The organism is Streptomyces sp. NPDC050422, from assembly GCF_044458665.1.
GTDB lineage: Bacteria > Actinomycetota > Actinomycetes > Streptomycetales > Streptomycetaceae > Streptomyces.
The window spans coordinates 196396-213391 of the sequence record NZ_JBITIE010000006.1 but is presented as its reverse complement, the minus strand read 5'-3'; the positions used below and the strand labels follow the sequence as shown (position 1 = coordinate 213391).

At 70.6% G+C, this 16996-nt stretch carries 10 protein-coding genes; 4 read left to right on the top strand and 6 right to left on the bottom strand.

From position 1 onward, the window contains the following. Positions 1-45: 45 nt before the first annotated feature. A complete protein-coding gene (locus ACIBJG_RS10805; protein ID WP_399306744.1) occupies positions 46-2559 on the bottom strand; it encodes a DEAD/DEAH box helicase in 2514 nt (837 codons plus the stop codon). Between the two features lie 170 nt (positions 2560-2729). On the opposite strand from ACIBJG_RS10805, the gene ACIBJG_RS10800 reads away from it, so the two are divergent. Continuing rightward, positions 2730-3521, top strand: a complete 792-nt coding sequence (locus ACIBJG_RS10800) for a metal-dependent hydrolase (protein WP_399306741.1) — start codon at positions 2730-2732, stop codon at positions 3519-3521. Positions 3522-3537: 16 nt separating this feature from the next. On the opposite strand, the gene ACIBJG_RS10795 is transcribed toward ACIBJG_RS10800, so the two are convergent. Beyond that, positions 3538-4533: an Lrp/AsnC family transcriptional regulator gene (locus tag ACIBJG_RS10795; protein WP_399306738.1), complete on the bottom strand. Its 996-nt coding sequence runs from the start codon at positions 4531-4533 to the stop codon at positions 3538-3540. 275 nt (positions 4534-4808) lie between these two features. On the opposite strand from ACIBJG_RS10795, the gene ACIBJG_RS10790 reads away from it, so the two are divergent. After that, positions 4809-6443 (top strand): MFS transporter, encoded by a 1635-nt coding sequence (locus ACIBJG_RS10790; protein ID WP_399306735.1) that lies wholly within the window; start codon positions 4809-4811, stop codon positions 6441-6443. A 94-nt stretch (positions 6444-6537) separates the two neighbouring features. On the opposite strand, the gene ACIBJG_RS10785 is transcribed toward ACIBJG_RS10790, so the two are convergent. Both ACIBJG_RS10785 and ACIBJG_RS10780 read right to left on the bottom strand, forming a co-directional pair. Further along, positions 6538-8319 carry an ABC transporter ATP-binding protein gene (locus ACIBJG_RS10785; RefSeq protein ID WP_399306732.1) on the bottom strand — a complete coding sequence of 594 codons (1782 nt, stop codon included), beginning with the start codon at positions 8317-8319 and terminating at the stop codon, positions 6538-6540. Further along, positions 8316-10193, bottom strand: coding sequence for an ABC transporter transmembrane domain-containing protein (locus ACIBJG_RS10780; RefSeq protein ID WP_399306729.1), 1878 nt, complete (start codon positions 10191-10193; stop codon positions 8316-8318). Before ACIBJG_RS10780 ends, ACIBJG_RS10785 begins: the two co-directional genes overlap by 4 nt. A 273-nt stretch (positions 10194-10466) precedes the next feature. On the opposite strand from ACIBJG_RS10780, the gene ACIBJG_RS10775 reads away from it, so the two are divergent. Continuing rightward, the gene (locus tag ACIBJG_RS10775; RefSeq protein WP_399307213.1) at positions 10467-11183 is read left to right on the top strand and encodes a L,D-transpeptidase family protein; all 717 of its coding nucleotides are present in this window, start codon (positions 10467-10469) and stop codon (positions 11181-11183) included. Here ACIBJG_RS10775 and ACIBJG_RS10770 read toward each other — a convergent pair. After that, a complete protein-coding gene (locus ACIBJG_RS10770) occupies positions 11173-14133 on the bottom strand; it encodes an FAD-binding and (Fe-S)-binding domain-containing protein (RefSeq protein ID WP_399306726.1) in 2961 nt (986 codons plus the stop codon). The genes ACIBJG_RS10775 and ACIBJG_RS10770 overlap by 11 nt on opposite strands. A gap of 42 nt (positions 14134-14175) precedes the next feature. Beyond that, positions 14176-14619: a MarR family winged helix-turn-helix transcriptional regulator gene (locus ACIBJG_RS10765; protein WP_399306723.1), complete on the bottom strand. Its 444-nt coding sequence runs from the start codon at positions 14617-14619 to the stop codon at positions 14176-14178. Positions 14620-14949: 330 nt separating this feature from the next. On the opposite strand from ACIBJG_RS10765, the gene ACIBJG_RS10760 reads away from it, so the two are divergent. Further along, positions 14950-16758, top strand: a complete 1809-nt coding sequence (locus ACIBJG_RS10760) for an ABC transporter ATP-binding protein (RefSeq protein WP_399306720.1) — start codon at positions 14950-14952, stop codon at positions 16756-16758. The last annotated feature ends 238 nt before the right edge of the window (positions 16759-16996 follow it).

The following is a 16996-nucleotide window of genomic DNA, read 5'->3' as shown; positions in this document are numbered from 1 at the left end:
CGGTTGTTCTCCACTCTCGCAGCGGCGCCGTCGGTACGGACGCGCTCACAACTGGCCCACGGAGGTGACCCGGACGACCGCCCGGCCCTCCTCGTCGGACGCGGCCAGGTCGACCTCGGCACTGATGCCCCAGTCATGGTCGCCGTTCGGGTCGGCGAACGTCTGCCGGACGCGCCACAGGCCGTGCTCGGCGTCCTCGTCGATCTTCAGCAGCTTCGGCCCGCGAGCGTCGGGACCCGTGCCCAGCTCCTCGTACTCGTCCCAGTACGCGTCCATCGCCTCGCCCCACGCGTCCTCGGTCCAGCCCGCGTCGCCGTCCAGCTCGCCCAGATCACGGACCCGGTCCAGCGCGGCCAGCTCGACCCGGCGGAACATCGCGTTGCGCACCAGCACCCGGAAGGCGCGGGAGTTGGCCGTGACCGGCTTGACCTCGTCGGCACGCTCCTGCGCCTGCTCGGCCGTCTCCACCTCGGGATTGGCGAGCTGCTCCCACTCGTCGAGGAGACTGGAGTCGACCTGACGGACCATCTCGCCGAGCCACGCGATGAGGTCCTCCAGGTCCTCGGACTTGATGTCGTCCGGGATGGTGTGCTCCAGCGCCTTGTACGCGCTCGCGAGGTACCGCAGCACGATGCCCTCGGTGCGCGCCAGCTCGTAGTTCGAGGTGAACTCGGTGAACGTCATGGCGCGTTCGTACATGTCGCGGATCACCGACTTCGGCGACACCGGGTGGTCACCCACCCACGGGTGGCTCTGGCGGTAGACGTCGTACGCGTGCCACAGCAGCTCGCTCAGCGGCTTCGGGTACGTCACCTCCTGGAGGAGCTCCATCCGCTCCTCGTACTCGATGCCGTCGGCCTTCATCTGCCCGACCGCCTCACCGCGCGCCTTGTTCTGCTGCGCGGCGAGGATCTGGCGCGGGTCGTCGAGCGTCGACTCGACCACCGAGACCATGTCCAGCGCGTACGACGGCGAGTCGGCGTCCAGCAGTTCGAACGCGGCGAGCGCGAACGTGGACAGCGGCTGGTTCAGTGCGAAGTTCTGCTGCAGATCGACGGTGAGCCGCACGATGCGGCCCTCCGCGTCGGGCTTGTCGAGCTGCTCCACCACGCCGCCGTCCAGCAGGGAGCGGTAGATGGCGACCGCCTGGCGGATATGGCGCAGCTGCGCCCTGCGCGGCTCGTGGTTGTCCTCCAGCAGGTGCCGCATCGCCTCGAAGGCGTTGCCGGGACGTGCGATGACGGACAGCAGCATCGTGTGGGTGACCCGGAACCGGGAAGTCAGCGGCTCCGGGTCGGACTGGATCAGCTTGTCGAACGTGGTCTCGGACCAGGCGACGAAGCCCTCGGGGGCCTTCTTGCGGACGACCTTGCGCTTCTTCTTCGGGTCGTCGCCGGCCTTCTTGACCAACTTCTCGTTCTCGACGACGTGCTCAGGGGCCTGCGCGACGACGAAGCCCGCCGTGTCGAAACCCGCGCGTCCGGCCCGGCCCGCGATCTGGTGGAACTCGCGGGCGCGCAGCGTACGCACCCGGGTGCCGTCGTACTTGGTGAGTGCGGTGAACAGCACGGTGCGGATGGGGACGTTGACGCCGACGCCGAGCGTGTCCGTACCGCAGATCACCTTCAACAGACCCGCCTGCGCGAGCTTCTCCACGAGACGGCGGTACTTCGGGAGCATGCCCGCGTGGTGCACACCGATGCCGTGCCGCACGTAACGGGAGAGGTTCTGGCCGAACTTGGTGGTGAAGCGGAAGTTGCCGATGAGATCGGCGATCTTCTCCTTCTCCTCCTTGCTGCACATGTTGATGCTCATCAGCGACTGCGCCCGCTCGACAGCCGAGGCCTGGGTGAAGTGCACGATGTAGACCGGCGCCTGCCGGGTGTCCAGGAGCTCCGTGATCGTCTCGGTGATCGGCGTCAGCCGGTACTCGTAGCTGAGCGGAACCGGACGGGTCGCCGAGTGCACCACGGAGGTGGGGCGGCCGGTGCGGCGGGTCAGGTCCTCCTCGAACATCCTGACGTCACCGAGGGTGGCCGACATCAGGATGAACTGGGCCTGCGGCAGCTCCAGGATCGGGATCTGCCACGCCCACCCGCGGTCCTGCTCCGCGTAGAAGTGGAACTCGTCCATGACGACCTGGCCGATGTCCGCGTACTTCCCGTCACGCAGCGCGATGCCGGCCAGCACCTCGGCGGTGCAGCAGATCACCGGGGCGTCCGCGTTGACCGAGGCGTCGCCGGTGAGCATGCCGACGTTCTCCGTACCGAACAGCTTGCACAGGTCGAAGAACTTCTCCGAGACCAGGGCCTTGATCGGAGCGGTGTAGAAGGTGACCTTGTCCTGGGCCAGGGCGGTGAAGTGCGCACCCGCCGCGACCAGGCTCTTTCCCGAGCCGGTGGGGGTGGAAAGGATCACGTTGGCCCCGGAGACCACCTCGATCAGCGCCTCCTCCTGAGCGGGATAGAGGGTGATCCCCTGCGTCTCGGTCCATGACGAGAAAGCCTCGAAGAGGGCGTCGGGGTCGTCGGTCGGGGGCAGCTGATCGATAAGGGTCACACCCCCATCTTGCCTGTCTTGTGCCCCGATGAGGGAACCGGACGACGGCACGAAGATCACGGACGATACGCTTCCCTCTCAACTCGGCCGCACCACAACGACGGTGGCCGGAATGCGTGCACAGGCGATACCTGTCGCACCTCACGACACCTACGGGGGCGGAAACAGCCATGATGGGACCGGCACACTCTCTGTCAGGAGCAGCGGCCTGGCTGGGGGTGGGCGCGGCCGCGGCTGCCGCGGGCCACACCATGCCGTGGCCCGTCCTGGTCGTCGGCGCGCTGATCAGCGCGGGCGCGGCACTTGCCCCGGACCTCGACCACAAGTCGGCGACCATCTCGCGCGCCTTCGGACCGGTCTCCCGCGGACTCTGCGAGATCGTCGACACGTTGTCGCACGCCGTCTACAAGGCCACGAAGATGCGGGGCGACTCGAACCGCAACGGCGGCCACCGGACGCTGACCCACACCTGGCTCTGGGCGGTCCTGATCGGCGCGGGCGCCTCCGCCGCGGCGATCACCGGCGGCCGGTGGGCGGTGCTTGGGATTCTCTTCGTCCACCTGGTGCTCGCCGTCGAAGGACTGCTCTGGCGGGCCGCCCGGATGTCCAGCGACGTCCTGGTGTGGCTGCTCGGCGCGACCAGCGCATGGATTCTCGCCGGCGTCCTGGACAAGGCGGGCAACGGCTCGGACTGGCTCTTCGACGCCCCCGGTCAGGAGTACCTCTGGCTCGGCCTGCCCATCGTGCTGGGTGCCCTCGTCCACGACATCGGCGACGCGCTGACCGTCTCCGGCTGCCCGATCCTGTGGCCGATCCCGGTCGGCCGCAAGCGCTGGTACCCGATCGGCCCGCCGAAGGCCATGCGGTTCAGGGCCGGCAGCTGGGTGGAGCTGAAGGTGCTGATGCCGGTGTTCATGGTGCTCGGGGGCGTGGGTGCGGCTGCCGCGATGAACTTCATCTGACGGCGCGGCCCCGCGCCTACACAGGTGCCGGAGGGACCAGGCGGCCGTGCGAGATGAGGGAGGCGGCCTGCTTGAGGCGGCGCACCCGGATGCTCACCCCGTAGGCGTCGACGCCGGGAGTGGTGGCGAGGCGGCTGGTCAGGTAGCGGTAGAACTCCCCGGCGTCGCGGCAGATGACGATGGCCATCACGTTGTGGTCGCCACTGGTGGCGCCGGCGAACGCGACCTCGTCGTGACGGGCGATCGCGTTTCCGGTGTCTTCCAGACGGGCGGGAGCCACGCGCAGCCAGAGGGTGGCGTTGAGGTGGTAGCCGAGGTGTTCCGGCAGCAGGTCGATGTCGTACGAGAGGGTGCCTGACGTCTCCAGGGACTCCAGTCGGCGGGCGACGCGGCCCGTGGACCAGCCGGTGACTTCGGCCAGCCGCGTGTGGGTGGCACGGCCGTCCTCGGCGAGGGCGTCGAGCAGCGGGCCGTCCTCGGCGCCCAGGGGGAGGAGCGGGCCGGCCGGGGCAGGGGGCGGACTGCCGGCCAGCCGTTGTTCCTCCTCGGCGGTGAGACGCCCGCCGTAGCCGGTCCAGCCGGACGCGCCGGGGTCACCGAACGGATGGATGAGCAGGTCGATGCTCAGGTCGAGAACGGCCGCGGACCTGGGCAACTGCTGGAGCAGCATGTCCTCGCGCGGGGCATGGAGTGGCGAGCGGATGACACAGATGATCTCCGAGCCGCCCGAGGCGATGCCGACATAGGCGATGTCGGGGCGCCGGGCGAGAGAGTCGGCGAGGGGAGCGACCCGGTCGGGGCGGCAGCGGATGCGCGCGACCCACTGGGCCTCGCCGTGCACGGCGGGATCGACCAGTCCCACCACCCGCATCACGCCCGCGCGGCGCAGCGCCTGATAGCGGCGGGCAGCCGTCTGCTCCGACACCCCGCTCACTTCGCCGATGAGCCGGAACGGGGCACGCGGCGCGCGATGGAGCGCACGGAGGATTTTCATGTCCACGTCGTCGATCACGGTGGAAGTGTGGCACGTCGAACGGTGAGGGTGGAGGTTTGCCCGCAAGGGCGTCTGTCGCTTTGTGGATTCTGTGCCGTTTCACCGATGCTGGGCCCGGGTCTGTCCGCAGCGAGAGCCTGACGTCTTCTCGGCCCTCGCCCCACGGCGGCGCGGACAGTGCCGTCCGGGTCGCGCGGCGGCCGCTCCGCGGGAGTGAACGCCACTGGATCCCCGCCGGACAGACCCCGCTCGGACATCAACGGCGGCGCACCGCGTCGCAAAGGAGTACTTCCTTGAACGTCACACCCGCGGCGAGCAGCCGGCCCGACCGACGGGCGGCCACGCTCGTCATGGCCTGCCTGGGCGTATTCGTCGCCTACTTGCCGGTGACCACCGTCGCCGTGAGTTTGCCCGCCATCCAGGCGGCGCTGGGCGCGTCGACGGCCCAACTGTCCTGGGTGCAGGACGCGTTCGTTCTCCCCATGGCCGCGTTCATCCTGACCGCCGGCGTGGTCGGCGACGTCCACGGGCGCAAGAAGGTGTTCCAGGCGGGCCTGTTGCTCTCCGCCGTCGGTGCCGCTGTCGCGCTGGCAGCCCCGTCGATCGAGGTGCTGTGGGCCGGCCAGGCACTCGCCGGACTGGGCGCGGCGGCGCTGCTGCCCACGACCCTGGCCCTGATCAGCCACGCGGTGCCCGACCACCGGGAGCGCGGCAAGTTCATCGGCCTGTGGGCCACCTCGCTCCTGATGGCACTGGCTGTCGGCCCGGTGATCGCCGGAATCGTCCTGGAATACGCCGCCTGGCGGTGGATCTACCTCCTGGTCGTTCCCGTCTCGCTGCTCGCGATGGTCTTCGCCGCGCGACTGCTGACCGACTCGTGTGCCCCGCACGGCCGACGGCTCGACTGGCCGGGCCAGATCACCGCCGCGGTGGCGATCACCGCGCTGGTGTACGGAGTGATCGAGGGCGGCGCCGGATCCTTCACCGACGCGCAGGTCCTGGTGGCACTGTTCGTCGCCGTGGCCGGTGGAGTCGCGTTCGTCGTGGCGGAGCTCCGCAGCGACAGCCCGATGCTGGACCTGGCGCTGTTCCGCAGCCCGGCGTTCACGGCCACCACCCTCGTCGCCATGATCACGTTCCTGGGGCTCATCGGCTTCTTCTTCCTGCTGAGCCTCTACTTCGGCCTGGTGCAACAACTCGACACTTTGCAGGCAGCCTGGCGGCTGCTCATGGTCACCGCAGCATCCATCGTCGTCGGCGGCCCCGTCTCCCGCCTCATGCACCGCGTTCCCGCCCGCGCCCTGATCACCACCGGGCTGCTCGTCGTCTCCGGCGCGCTGCTCTCGATGACCACCCTCGACGCGGACACGTCCTTCGCGTCCATCGCGTGGCGGCTGGCCCTGCTGGGCATCGGGATGGGCGGCATCCTGACGCCGATGACGGCCACCGCGGTCGCCTCCGTCCCGCACCACCTGGCCGGTATGGCCGCGGCCGGCAACAACGCCTTCCGACAGATCGGCGGCGCACTGGGCCCGGCCGTTCTGGGCGCCCTCCTCACGGCCAGGGCCCTGGACACCTTCCCCGCGCACCTCGCCGACGCGGGCATCTCCGGAGCCGACCGGCAGAACATCGTGGAGACCGCCCGCGAGGGGGGCCTCGGCGCGGTCGCCCGGATGAACCTGGGCGCGCACACCGGACAGGCCCTCGGGGCGATGGGCGATGCCTTCCTCGACGGACTCCGGCTGTGCCTCATCGTCGCCGCGGCACTCACGCTGCTCGCCGCCCTCGTGTCCGTGGTCCTGCTCCGGCCACGCAAGGCATCCAGCGCCACGGTGACGGTTGCCGCGCATCCCGTGCCCGGCGCCGCCGCCGACGAGGTCACATCCGGTGGGGGAGGCGACCCGGCCGCGGTGCGGCAACGCGGCTGACGGCGACGCGGCCGACGGCCAACGCCTTCGGTACGGAACGACGAGGCGGGCGGGCTCAGGAACGAGCCCGCCCGCCGTGTGCCGTGAGCGCAGGTCACCCGTGCCAGGACCGCCACAGCGCCGCGTACGCGCCGTCCGCCGCCACCAGTTCGTCATGGCTGCCCAGTTCGCTGATCCGGCCCTGCTCGACCACGGCGATCACATCCGCGTCGTGCGCCGTGTGCAGCCGGTGGGCGATCGCCACGACCGTACGACCGTCCAGCACCCGGGCCAGCGAGCGCTCCAGATGACGCGCCGCGCGCGGGTCGAGCAGCGACGTCGCCTCGTCCAGCACCAGCGTGTGCGGATCGGCCAGCACCAGCCGGGCCAGCGCGATCTGCTGGGCCTGTGCCGGGGTGAGCACCAGGCCGCCCGAGCCGACCTCCGAGTCCAGCCCCTCATCGAGGGCCCTCGCCCAGCCGTCCGCGTCGACCGCGGCCAGCGAGGCCCACAGCTCCGCGTCCCCGGCACCGGTACGGGCCAGCAGCAGATTGTCCCGCAGCGACCCGACGAACACATGGTGCTCCTGATTGACCAGGGCCACATGCGTCCGGACCCGCTCCGCCGTCATCTCCGACAACTGCGCACCGCCCAGCGTGACCTCACCGGTCCGCGGTGCGTAGATCCCGGCCAGCAGCCGGCCCAGGGTGGACTTGCCCGCACCGGACGGCCCGACCAGCGCCATCCGCGTACCGGGAGCGACGTCCAGCGACACCTTGTGCAGCACGTCGAGCCCGGCGCGGTAGCCGAAGTGCACCTCGTCGGCGCGCACCTCACGGCCGTCCGGAGCCACACCGTCGTCCCCCGCGTCCGGCTCGATCTCACGGACCCCCACGAGGCGGGCCAGCGACACCTGGGCCACCTGCAACTCGTCGTACCAGCGCAGGATCAGGCCGATCGGATCGACCATCATCTGCGCGAGCAGCGCGCCGGTCGTCAGCTGGCCGACGGTGAGCCAGCCCTCGATGACGAACCAGCCGCCCAGCATCAGGACCGCACCGAGAATCGTCACGTACGTGACGTTGATAACGGGGAAGAGCACCGACCGCAGGAACAGTGTGTACCGCTCCCACGCGGTCCACTCCGAGATCCGCCGGTCCGACAGAGCGACGCGCCGCGCCCCCAGCCGGTGCGCCTCCACGGTCCGGCCGGCGTCGACGGTCTCCGCGAGCATCGCCGCGACCGACGCGTACCCGGCGGCCTCCGAGCGGTACGCCGACGGCGCCCGGCGGAAGTACCACCGACAGCCGACGATCAGCACCGGCAGCGCGATGAGGACCGAGAGCGCCAGCGGGGGAGCGGTGACGGCCAGGGCCGCGAGCAGCAGCCCCGCCCACACCACGCCGATGGCCAGCTGCGGCACCGCCTCGCGCATGGCGTTGGCGAGCCGGTCGATGTCCGTGGTGATCCGGGACAGCAGATCACCCGTCCCGGCCCGCTCCAGCACACCCGGCGGAAGGCGCACCGACCGCACGAGGAAGTCCTCGCGCAGATCGGCCAGCATCTCCTCGCCCAGCATCGCGCTGCGCAGCCGCATCATCCTGGTCACCACGGTCTGGATGACCAGCGCCAGCGCGAACACCGCGGCGGTGCGCTCCAGATGAAGGTCGGTGACGCCGCCCGACAGGTCCTCGACCAGTCCGCCCAGCAGGTACGGGCCCGCGATCGACGAGATCACCGCGACGCAGTTGAGCACCGTGACCACGATGAACGGCCGCCGGTGGCGACGCATCAGCTCCCGGACATAGGTGCGTACGGTCGTGGGGGTACCGACCGGCAGAGTCGTCGCCGACTCCGGGGCGGCCGGGTCGTACGCCGGTGGTGCGACGCCGATCATGCCCTCTCCTCGATTTCCTCGATCGTGTCGATCGTGTCAATGCCTTCGTTGTGTTCGCTGACTTCGCTGTCTTCGCTCAAGTCCGGTCCGGCCGCGGCGATCTCGTCGTCCGTCTCACGGGTCACGACCGCGCGGTAGCGCGACTCGTCGCGCAGCAGTTCACGGTGGGTGCCGACCGCGACGACGGTGCCGCCGTGGACCAGCGCGACCCGGTCCGCCAGGTCGAGCAGCAGTGGCGACGACGCGAACGCCACCGTCGTACGGTTCCTGCGCAGCGCCTTGATGCCCTCGGCGACCCGCGCCTCGGTGTGCGAGTCGACTGCCGACGTCGGCTCGTCCAGCACCAGCGCCTCCGGGTCGGTCACCAGCGACCGCGCCAGGGCGAGCCGCTGACGCTGGCCGCCCGACAGCGACCGGCCGCGCTCGGTGATCCGGGTGTGCATGGGGTCGCCGTCCTCGTTGACGGATGCCTGCGCGAGCGCGTCCAGGACGTCACCGCACTGTGCGGCCGCCAGCGCGTCTGCGGCGGCGACCCGGCCGGACGACGGCACGTCCAGCAGTTCGCGCAGCGTGCCGGAGAGCAGCACCGGGTCCTTGTCCTGGACCAGGACGGATGTCCGGGCGACGTCCAGCGCCACCTCGTCCAGGGGCACGCCCCCGAGCAGGACCGACGGCAGCGCGGGAGCCGCGGCGTCCTCCGCCTCGCCCTCCTGCGCCACGGCCGGCTGGGCATGGCCGCCGAGCCGGTCCGCGAGGCGGCCCGCCTCGTCCGGATCGCCGCAGACCACCGCGGTGAACAGCCCCTCCGGAGCCATCAGACCGGTGGCCGGGTCGTACAGGTCACCGGCCGGAGCCGCGTCCACCGTGGACGGCCGTGCGACCCGGCTCAGCGAGAGGACCCGGACCGCGCGCTGCGCGGACGGCCGGGAGAAGGAGTACGCCATGGCGATCTCCTCGAAGTGCCGCAGCGGAAACAGCAGCAGCGTCGCCGCGCTGTACACCGTCACGAGCTGACCGACGTCGATCTTCCCGTCCCGGGCCAGCGTGGCTCCGTAGGTGACCAGCGAGATCAGCAGCACGCCCGGCAGGAGCACCTGGATCGCCGAGATCAGCGACCACATCCGCGCACTGCGCACGGCAGCCTTGCGGACCTCCTGCGACGCGCGCCGGTAGCGGCCGAGGAACAGCTCCTCGCCGCCGATACCGCGCAGCACGCGCAGCCCGGCCACCGTGTCCGAGGCCAGTTCGGTGGCCTTGCCCGCCTTCTCACGCTGGACGTCGGCGCGGCGCGTGGCCTGGGGGAGGAGCGGCAGGACGGCCAGGGCCAGCAGCGGCACGGAGAGCGCCACGAGCACGCCGAGCGAAGGCAGATAGAGGACGAGCCCGACACAGATGATGACGAGGGCCGCGGCGGCCGCGACGAAGCGGGAGAGCGCCTCGACGAACCATCCGATCTTCTCCACATCGCCGGTGGACACCGCCACGACTTCTCCCGCGGCGACCCGGCGGGTCAGCGCCGAGCCGAGCTCCGCGGTCTTACGGGCCAGCAGCTGCTGGACCCGGGCGGCGGCGGTGATCCAGTTGGTGACGGCGGTGCGGTGGAGCATGGTGTCGCCCACCGCGATCAGCACGCCGAGCACCGCGATCATGCCGCCGGCCAGCGCCAGCCGCCCGCCGGACCGGTCGACGACCGACTGGACCGCGAATCCCACGGCGAGCGGCAGCCCCGCGATGGAGCACTGGTGCAGCAGGCCCCACGACATGGACTTGAGCTGTCCGCGGATCTGGTTGCGGCCGAGCCAGAGAAGGAAGCGAGGGCCCGACCGGACATCGGGATCGCCGGGATCCGAGTACGGAAGATCGCGAATTTGCATGACGTCCCAAAAGATCGGAAGGAGCTGAGATCCGCGAGGGACCTCCATAAACACGTGGGGGGAGGTGTGTGGGGAACCAAACCGTCCAAGCCTCGCTCCCCGCAGGGGCCGAGGCAAACGCTTTTACGTACGGACCCGTGAACGCCGGGCAGTTGCCGGGCCGGCCCGCGGAGTAAAGATTGCGCACGCATTCACCGCACTACGCACACGAGGACGACCTCGGCCGCCGGGGGGTGCGAGCATGGCCGGATGCGTATAGCCGGTGCGGTACGAATGGTGGCCTCGGTGGCCGCCTGCGGTGTCCTGCTCACGACCCTGACGTCGTGCGGCGACGGACAGGACCCGGAGAAGGGCGACGCGCGGTCGGCCGGATCCCGGACGGACAAGGACGAGGCGCGGACCACCGACCTGAAGCGCATCCCGGACGTGGGTGACCGGCTGCGGTCGAAGATCCCGCAGAACTCCCGCCAGGTCGTCGCCGTGTACGGCGCGGGCAGGAACTCGGCGGACTCCACGGTCGTGCTGTACACCCGGACCGGCTCCACCTGGGACAAGACCGCCGACTGGAAGGCCCACAACGGCCGCAAGGGCTGGACCGCCGACCATCACGAGGACGACAAGCGCTCCCCGGTCGGCGTCTTCACCCTCACCGACGCGGGCGGCGCGCTGTCCGACCCGGGCGCGCGGCTCCCGTACAGCGAATCCGCCGCGATCCAGGCCCCCCGCTACTGGGCCAAGCCCTACTGGCACGACTTCGACTACGTCATCGCCATCGACTACAACCGCGTCAAGGGCACCGCCCCCAACGACCCGACGCGCCCCGAGGGCCAGTCGAAGGGCGGCAGCATCTGGCTCCACATGGACCACGGCAGCGGCACATCGGCCTGCGTGAGTCTGCCGAAGGCGGCCATGGTGAAACTGTTGCAGACCCTGGACCCGAAGCAGAACCCGGTCGTGGTGATGGGCGACCGCGCGAGCCTCAAGGCCTGAGCGAGCTCTCCGGTACCTGTGCGGGCCCGGGGCGGGTCGCGCGTTCCAGCTCCATCAGTGCCGAGTGGTACGAACGCCCGGTCGCCCGGTCCATCCCGATCTCGCACATGCGGTTGGCGCACAGATACGTGTCGTACTCCCGGGTGTTCACCTCGGCGGCCTCCTTCGCCGTGGCCGAGTCGGTCAGCTCCTTGTGCAGCATGCCCCGGTCGCCCGCGAAGCCGCAGCACGCGGCGTCGTCCGGGATCACGACCTCGTCCGCGCAGGCCTCCGCGACCGCGCGCAACTGTGCGACGTCGTCGAGGTGTTCCATCGAGCACGTCGGGTGCAGTACCGCCGAGCCGGTCCTCCTCAGCACCGTCAGCTCCGGCAGGAGCTCGTCGGCCGCCCACACCAGCGAGTCGACCACCGTCAGCTCCCGGTGCAACGCCCGGTTGTCCTCGGTCAGATACGGCACCACCTCGTGGGCGATGCCCAGCGTGCACGAGGAGGCGTCGACGACCAGCGGCAGCTTTCCGCCGGCGGTCCAGCCCCAGGCGGCCTCGACGATCCGGTTGGCCATCACGGCGTTTCCGGCGTCGTACCCCTTGGAGTGCCAGATCGTCGCGCAGCAGGTGCCCGCGACGTCCTCCGGAATCCAGACGGGCTTGCCGGCACGCGCCGAGACGAGGACCACGGCCTGGGGCAGCGACGGGCCGCGATGCCCCTCGGGGCCGCCGAAGATGCGGTTGACGCAGGCCGGGTAGTAGACCGCGCTCGCTCCCACCCTGGCGGTACGGGGCAGCTTCCGGGCGGCCGCGCCGGGGATCTCCGGCAGCCATTCGGGCAGCAGATCGGGGCGGACGGCCTTGCGGGCGAGAGCGGTGACACCTTGGAGCAGCCGGTCGTCGATCCGGCCGGCCGCGGCGACCGCCAGCCGGGCCGCGGCTTCGACGGCGCGGAAGTTCTTCGCGGTGAGCGCGGCGATCCGCTCCTCGCGCGGGGAGTGCCGTTGGTGGCGGAAGTCCTTCATCATGGCGCCCGTGTCGATGCCGACGGGGCAGGCGAGCTTGCAGGTGGAGTCGCCCGCGCAGGTGTCGACGGCGTCGTAGCCGTAGGCGTCGAGCAGTCCCGTCTCCACCGGCGAACCGTCCGGCTGTCGCATCATCTCGCGGCGCAGCACGATGCGCTGACGCGGTGAGGTGGTCAGGTCGTGGCTGGGGCAGGTCGGTTCGCAGAAACCGCACTCGATGCAGGGATCGGCCACCGCCTCGACCTGGGGAATGGTCTTCAGCCCGCGCAGATGGGCCTTCGGGTCGCGGTCCAGCACGATCCGGGGCGCCAGTACCCCGGCGGGGTCGATGACCTGCTTCGTACGCCACATCAGCTCGGTCGCCCGCGGCCCCCACTCCAGCTCCAGGAAGGGGGCGATGTTGCGGCCGGTGGCGTGCTCCGCCTTGAGCGATCCGTCGAACCGTTCCACGGTGAGCCGGCAGAAGTCCGCCATGAAGGCGGCGTACCGGTCGACGTCGGACTGCTTCGCCGCGTCGAACGCCAGCAGGAAGTGCAGATTGCCGTGGGCCGCGTGGCCCGCGACGGCGGCATCGAAACCGTGCTCGGCCTGCAGCCCCAGCAGGGCCTCGCAGGCGTCGGCCAGCCGGGAGGGCGGGACCGCGAAGTCCTCCGTGATCAGCGTCGTACCGGACGGCCGGGAGCCGCCGACGGCGGTGACGAAGGCCTTGCGGGCCTTCCAGTAACCGGAGATGGTCCGGGCGTCCCGGGTGAACTCATTGGTCACCGACGTGACGGGCCGGACCAGCTCCAGCCGCCGCACGACCGCGGCCGCCGCCTCCTCGTACACCTCCTGGCCCGCTTCGTCCGGAGCTCGGAACTCCACCAGCAGGGCCGCGGTCTCCTTCGGCAGCCCGGCCCAGTCGCCGGGCACCCCCTGGACGCTGACCGAGGCGCGCAGGGTGTTCCCGTCCATCACCTCCACGGCGATGGCGCCCGCCTCGTTGAACAACGGGACGGCTGCCGCAGCGGCCGTGAGGGAGGGGAAGAAGAGCAGCGCGGTGGAGATCCGGCGGTCCAGCGGCAGCGTGTCGAAAACGACCTCGGAGATGAATCCGAACGTCCCCTCCGAACCGACCATGAGACCGCGCAGGATCTCCACCGGCGTCGAACCGTCCAGGAAGGCGTCGAGCCGGTAGCCGTTGGTGTTCTTGATCTCGTACTTGGCCCGGATCCGGGCGGTCAGCGCGGGATCGGCCTCGATCTCGGCCTTGAGAGCGAGCAGCCCCTCGCAGAGCCGCGGCTCCGCGTGCGCCAGGTCCTCGTCCGCCGCGGGATCACCGGTGTCCACCACCGTGCCGCTGGGCAGCACGAAGGTGAGGGAGGAGACGGTTCTGTACGAATTCCGGGTGGTGCCGGCGGTCATACCGGAGGCGTTGTTGGCGACCACGCCTCCGATCGTGCAGGCGATCGCGCTCGCCGGGTCCGGCCCCAGCAGCCGGCCGTGCCGGGCAAGGGTGGCGTTCGCCCGCATGACCGTCGTCCCCGGGCGGATCCGGGCCCGCGCGCCCCCGTCCAGGACCTCGATGCCCGCCCAGTGGTGTCGTACGTCTACGAGAATGTCCTCGGCCTGCGCCTGGCCGTTCAGACTGGTGCCCGCGGCCCGGAAGACGATGTTGCGGCCCTTGCCGTGGGCGTACGACAGGATCGCGGAGATGTCGTCGATGTCCTCCGGAACGACGACGACCTGGGGGACGAACCGGTACGGACTGGCGTCGGAGGCGTACCGCACCAGGTCGGAGATCTTCCAGAGCACCTTCTGCGCGCCCAGGAGCGCGGTCAGCTCGCCCCGGAGCGGTTCGGGCGTGCCCGGTGCCTGAGCGTCGGGAACCCGGTCGTGGGACGGAGGCCGCGCCACGCCGGGGCGCAGGGATTCCGGGTTCGGTTCCAGCAGTGGCATGTCCAGATCCCCTCGGCGGCTCGGCGCGGCACTTCGCACCGGTCAGCAGTTGCGCTCCGGCATTCCGTTGACCAGAGCGGTCAGCAGCCCGCCGAGCACCTCGCGCTGATCGGCGGTCAGTGGAGCCAGGATCTCCTCTGCGGCCGCGCGGCGCGCGTTGCGCAGCGACCGCAGCGTGGCGATGCCCTCGTCCGTGATCTCGATCCGGACCACCCGACGGCTGTCAGGATCGGGGGCCCGGCGCACCCGGCCACTGGCCTCCAGCCCGTCGACCAGCGTGGTCACGGCGCGGGGGACGACGTCGAGACGCTTGGCGAGATCCGCCATCCGAGGGGGACCGTCGTAGTGCGCGACGGTGCGCAGGAGCCGGAACTGCGCGGGGGTGATGCCGATCGGCTCCAGCTGGCGGCCCTGAATGCGCTGGAGCCTGCGGGTCAGCCGCAGCAGCTGTTCGGCGAGCACGCCGTCGGGGTCGGGGGAATCCATACCGGGAACAATATCAGGACCTTGTTCATTGTGAGTATAGGTAACAATGAGCTAGGATCTCATCCTGTCCGACCGACAAGTACAGTCCGGCCAACAGGGCTGTCCGGGCCCGGTAGACCAGTCCGGCCGGTAGGCCAGTCCGGCCGGCAGAGCCGTCTGCGCAGGCAAGGGTTGCTCCGGATATCGCGGGTGTGATGTCCGAGTCCTTGCTGCACGGCGGCACGGCACGCAGCAGCGCCTTCGGTCGCCCTGCCCGCACACTGGACGCGCACGCTTCGCAGGCGCCCGCGCCCGCCCCTCATCGTTGTCGCACGCCTGACGAAGGAGCCCATGAAACCCGACGAACCCACGTGGACACCCCCGCCCCGGGATGCCGACCGGCCTCCCGCCGAGGTGCGTCGCATCCTGCGCCTCTTCCGCCCCTACCGCGGCCGCCTCGCGGTGGTCGGACTGCTCGTCGGCGCCTCGTCGCTGGTGTCGGTCGCCTCTCCGTTCCTGCTGCGCGAGATCCTGGACACCGCCATCCCCCAGGGGCGGACCGGGCTGCTCTCCCTGCTCGCCCTCGGCATGATCCTCACCGCGGTGATGAACAGCGTCTTCGGCGTGCTCCAGACCCTCATCTCCACGACGGTCGGCCAGCGGGTCATGCACGACCTGCGCACCGCCGTCTACACGCAGCTCCAGCGGATGCCGCTCGCCTTCTTCACCAAAACCCGCACGGGCGAGGTCCAGTCCCGGATCGCCAACGACATCGGCGGCATGCAGGCCACCGTCACGTCGACGGCGACCTCCCTGGTCTCCAACCTCACCGCGGTCATCGCCACGATCGTCGCCATGCTGGCGCTCGACTGGCGGCTCACCGTAGTCTCGCTGCTCCTGTTGCCGGTCTTCGTCTGGATCAGCCGTCGGGTCGGCCGCGAGCGGAAGAGGATCACCACCCAGCGCCAGAAGCAGATGGCCGCCATGGCGGCCACCGTGACCGAATCGCTCTCCGTCAGCGGCATCCTGCTCGGCCGCACCATGGGCCGCTCGGACTCGCTCACCAAGGGCTTCGCCGAGGAGTCCGAGCGCCTGGTCGACCTCGAAGTGCGCTCCAGCATGGCCGGACGCTGGCGGATGTCGACGATCGGCATCGTGATGGCGGCCATGCCGGCCGTCATCTACTGGGCTGCGGGAATCGCCCTGCAGTCCGGCGGTCCGGACGTCTCGATCGGTACGCTCGTAGCCTTCGTCTCGCTCCAGCAGGGCCTCTTCCGGCCCGCCGTGAGCCTGCTCTCCACCGGGGTGCAGATGCAGACGTCCCTCGCCCTGTTCCAGCGGATCTTCGAATACCTCGACCTCACGGTGGACATCACCGAGCCGGAGAAGCCGGTACGCCTGGAGAAGATCCGCGGCGAGGTCCGCTTCGAGAACGTCGACTTCAGCTACGACGAGAAGAGCGGCCCGACCCTCAGCGGCGTCGACGTGACCGTGCCCGCCGGCGCCAGCCTGGCGGTCGTCGGTCCCACAGGTTCCGGCAAGTCCACCCTCAGCTACCTGGTGCCGAGGCTCTACGACGTCACCGGCGGCCGGGTCACGCTGGACGGGGTCGACGTGCGCGAACTGGACTTCGACACCCTCGCCAGGGCGGTAGGCGTGGTCTCCCAGGAGACGTACCTCTTCCACGCCTCGGTCGCCGATAACCTGCGCTTCGCCAAGCCGGAGGCAACCGACGAGGAGATCGAGGCGGCGGCCCGCGCCGCGCAGATCCACGACCACATCGCCTCGCTGCCCGACGGCTACGACACCCTCGTCGGTGAACGGGGCTATCGGTTCTCGGGAGGCGAGAAGCAGCGCCTGGCCATTGCCCGCACGATCCTGCGCGACCCGCCGGTGCTGATCCTCGACGAGGCGACGAGCGCCCTCGATACCCGTACCGAGTTTGCCGTACAGGAGGCGATCGACGCGCTCTCCGCCGGACGTACGACGATCACCATTGCCCACCGGCTCTCCACCGTCCGCGATGCCGACCAGATCGTCGTCCTCGACGGCGGTCGCACGGCGGAGCGCGGCAGTCACGAGGAACTGCTGCGGCAGGACGGCCGGTACGCGGCCCTGGTCCGCAGGGACGACACCCGGCTCGCTCCGGTTGCGAGCTGACCGGTAGGGCGCGGCGAATGGCCCGCCGGTCAGGCGTTCATCACCTTCGTCGCCCACTCCCTCTCGTCCAGGCCGTTCCGATCGCCGCGGCTGCGCCGCCCTCCCGCCCCTTCGCGGACCCCGGGGCCTCTGGCCCCGGCGGACACGGCACACGCGACGGCGCCGCCACCCCCGTGGGACGGGGAGCGACGGCGCCGGGCGGAATCAATGGATCAGATGAGCCAACCCACGAAGTGGA

Excerpts from the sequence above, each read along its gene's own strand:
- ACIBJG_RS10800 (WP_399306741.1), top strand. The coding sequence starts at position 2,730 with ATGATGGGACCGGCACACTCTCTGTCAGGAGCAGCGGCCTGGCTGGGG.
- ACIBJG_RS10775 (WP_399307213.1), top strand. The coding sequence starts at position 10,467 with ATGGTGGCCTCGGTGGCCGCCTGCGGTGTCCTGCTCACGACCCTGACG.
- ACIBJG_RS10785 (WP_399306732.1), bottom strand. The coding sequence starts at position 8,319 with ATGATCGGCGTCGCACCACCGGCGTACGACCCGGCCGCCCCGGAGTCG.
- ACIBJG_RS10760 (WP_399306720.1), top strand. The coding sequence starts at position 14,950 with ATGAAACCCGACGAACCCACGTGGACACCCCCGCCCCGGGATGCCGAC.
- ACIBJG_RS10765 (WP_399306723.1), bottom strand. The coding sequence starts at position 14,619 with ATGGATTCCCCCGACCCCGACGGCGTGCTCGCCGAACAGCTGCTGCGG.
- ACIBJG_RS10780 (WP_399306729.1), bottom strand. The coding sequence starts at position 10,193 with ATGCAAATTCGCGATCTTCCGTACTCGGATCCCGGCGATCCCGATGTC.
- ACIBJG_RS10770 (WP_399306726.1), bottom strand. The coding sequence starts at position 14,133 with ATGCCACTGCTGGAACCGAACCCGGAATCCCTGCGCCCCGGCGTGGCG.